Origin of the sequence: Streptococcus sp. UBA4344 (assembly GCF_002393675.1) — a bacterium.
In the GTDB taxonomy this organism is placed as follows: Bacteria; Bacillota; Bacilli; order Lactobacillales; family Streptococcaceae; genus Streptococcus; species Streptococcus vicugnae.
The window spans coordinates 1-2,695 of the sequence record NZ_DGTE01000028.1 but is presented as its reverse complement, the minus strand read 5'-3'; the positions used below and the strand labels follow the sequence as shown (position 1 = coordinate 2,695).

The 2,695-nt window shown below is 40.9% G+C and carries 2 protein-coding genes; both read left to right on the top strand.

Going from position 1 to position 2,695, the window contains the following annotated elements; genetic code table 11:
• Positions 1 to 2,012 (top strand): elongation factor G (fusA, locus tag B4D49_RS05175; RefSeq protein WP_286783452.1); only part of this gene is annotated, 2,012 nt, incomplete at its 5' end.
• Positions 2,013 to 2,219: 207 nt separating this feature from the next.
• Positions 2,220 to 2,695 (top strand): glyceraldehyde 3-phosphate dehydrogenase NAD-binding domain-containing protein (locus B4D49_RS05170; protein ID WP_286783451.1); only part of this gene is annotated, 476 nt, incomplete at its 3' end.

Below are 2,695 nucleotides of genomic sequence, written 5' to 3'. Positions count from 1 at the left end.
AAACAACAACAACTGAGCGTATTCTTTACTATACTGGTAAAATCCATAAAATCGGTGAAACACACGAAGGTGCTTCACAAATGGACTGGATGGAACAAGAGCAAGAACGTGGTATCACAATCACTTCTGCCGCTACAACTGCACAATGGAAAGACTACCGCGTAAACATTATCGACACACCAGGACACGTGGACTTCACAATCGAAGTACAACGTTCTCTTCGTGTTCTTGATGGTGCGGTTACAGTTCTTGACTCACAATCAGGTGTAGAACCTCAAACTGAAACAGTTTGGCGTCAAGCTACTGAATACGGTGTTCCTCGTATCGTATTCTCAAACAAAATGGACAAAATCGGTGCTGACTTCCTTTACTCAGTAAGCACACTTCACGATCGTCTTCAAGCTAACGCTCACCCAATTCAATTGCCAATCGGTTCAGAAGATAGCTTCCGTGGTATCATTGACTTGGTTCGTATGAAAGCTGAAATCTACACTAATGACCTTGGTACAGATATTCTTGAAGAAGATATTCCAGCTGAATACGTTGATCAAGCTAACGAATACCGTGAAAAATTGGTCGAAGCAGTTGCTGAAACTGATGAAGAATTGATGATGAAATATCTTGAAGGTGAAGAAATCACTGAAGCTGAATTGAAAGCTGCTATCCGAAAAGCAACTATCAACGTTGAATTCTTCCCAGTTCTTTGTGGTTCTGCCTTCAAAAACAAAGGTGTTCAAATGATGCTTGATGCGGTTATCGATTACCTTCCAAGCCCACTTGATATCCCAGCAATCAAAGGTGTTAACCCAGATACAGATGAAGAAGAAGAACGTCCAGCATCAGATGACGAACCATTTGCAGCTCTTGCGTTCAAGATCATGACTGACCCATTCGTAGGTCGTTTGACATTCTTCCGTGTTTACTCAGGTGTATTGAACAGCGGTTCTTATGTTCTTAACACTTCTAAAGGTAAACGTGAACGTATCGGACGTATCCTTCAAATGCACGCTAACCACCGTAACGAAATCGAAACAGTTTACGCTGGTGACATTGCCGCTGCTGTTGGTTTGAAAGATACTACAACTGGTGACTCATTGACAGATGAAAAAGCTAAAGTCATCCTTGAATCAATCGACGTTCCAGAACCAGTTATCCAATTGATGGTTGAACCTAAATCTAAAGCTGACCAAGATAAAATGGGTATCGCTCTTCAAAAACTTGCTGAAGAAGATCCAACATTCCGCGTTGAAACTAACGTTGAAACTGGTGAAACAGTTATCTCTGGTATGGGTGAACTTCACCTTGACGTCCTTGTTGACCGTATGAAACGTGAATTCAAAGTTGAAGCTAACGTAGGTGCTCCACAAGTATCATACCGTGAAACATTCCGCCAAGCTACTCAAGCACGTGGATTCTTCAAACGCCAATCTGGTGGTAAAGGTCAATTCGGTGATGTTTGGATTGAATTTACTCCAAATGAAGAAGGTAAAGGATTCGAATTTGAAAATGCTATCGTCGGTGGTGTGGTTCCTCGTGAATTCATCCCTGCAGTAGAAAAAGGTCTTCAAGAATCTATGGCTAACGGTGTTCTTGCTGGTTACCCAATGGTTGACGTTAAAGCTAAACTTTACGATGGTTCTTACCACGATGTCGACTCATCTGAAACTGCCTTCAAGATCGCTGCATCACTTGCACTTAAAGAAGCTGCTAAAACTGCACACCCAGTTATTCTTGAACCAATGATGCTTGTTACAATCACAGCTCCAGAAGAAAACCTTGGTGACGTTATGGGTCACGTAACAGCTCGTCGTGGACGTGTTGATGGTATGGAAGCTCGCGGTAACAGCCAAATCGTTCGTGCCTTCGTTCCACTTGCTGAAATGTTCGGTTACGCAACAGTTCTTCGTTCTGCAACTCAAGGACGTGGTACATTCATGATGGTATTTGACCACTACGAAGACGTTCCTAAATCAGTTCAAGAAGAAATCATCAAGAAAAATTCTGGTGAATAATTACTGTTAAAAAGGATGCTCAAATGAGCGTCCTTTTTTGTAATGAAAACGGTAATAATATTTGCAATTTTAGCGAAATAGTTATATAATAATAGCGTTGAAAGGTTGATTTGTGCCTACGTAAGTTAATCTTTTCACAATTGTCTAAAAGGGAAACCTTTTAAAATAAAAAAATTTTTTTTGATTTTCATAAGGAGGAAATCACTAATGGTAGTTAAAGTTGGTATTAACGGTTTCGGTCGTATCGGTCGTCTTGCATTCCGTCGTATCCAAAACGTTGAAGGTGTTGAAGTAGCTCGTATTAACGACCTTACTGACCCAGCTATGCTTGCTCACTTGTTGAAATATGATACAACTCAAGGTCGTTTCGACGGTGATGTTGTTGTTAAAGATGGTGGTTTTGAAGTTAACGGTCAATTCGTTAAAGTTTCTGCAGAACGTGACCCAGAACAAATCGACTGGGCTAACGATGGTGTAGAAATCGTTCTTGAAGCAACTGGTTTCTTTGCAACTAAAGCTGCTGCTGAAAAACACTTGCACGAAGGTGGAGCTAAAAAAGTTGTTATCACAGCTCCTGGTGGATCAGATGTTAAAACAATCGTATTTAACACTAACCACGAAATTCTTGATGGTACTGAAACAGTTATCTCAGCTGGTTCATGTACAACAAACTGTCTTGCACC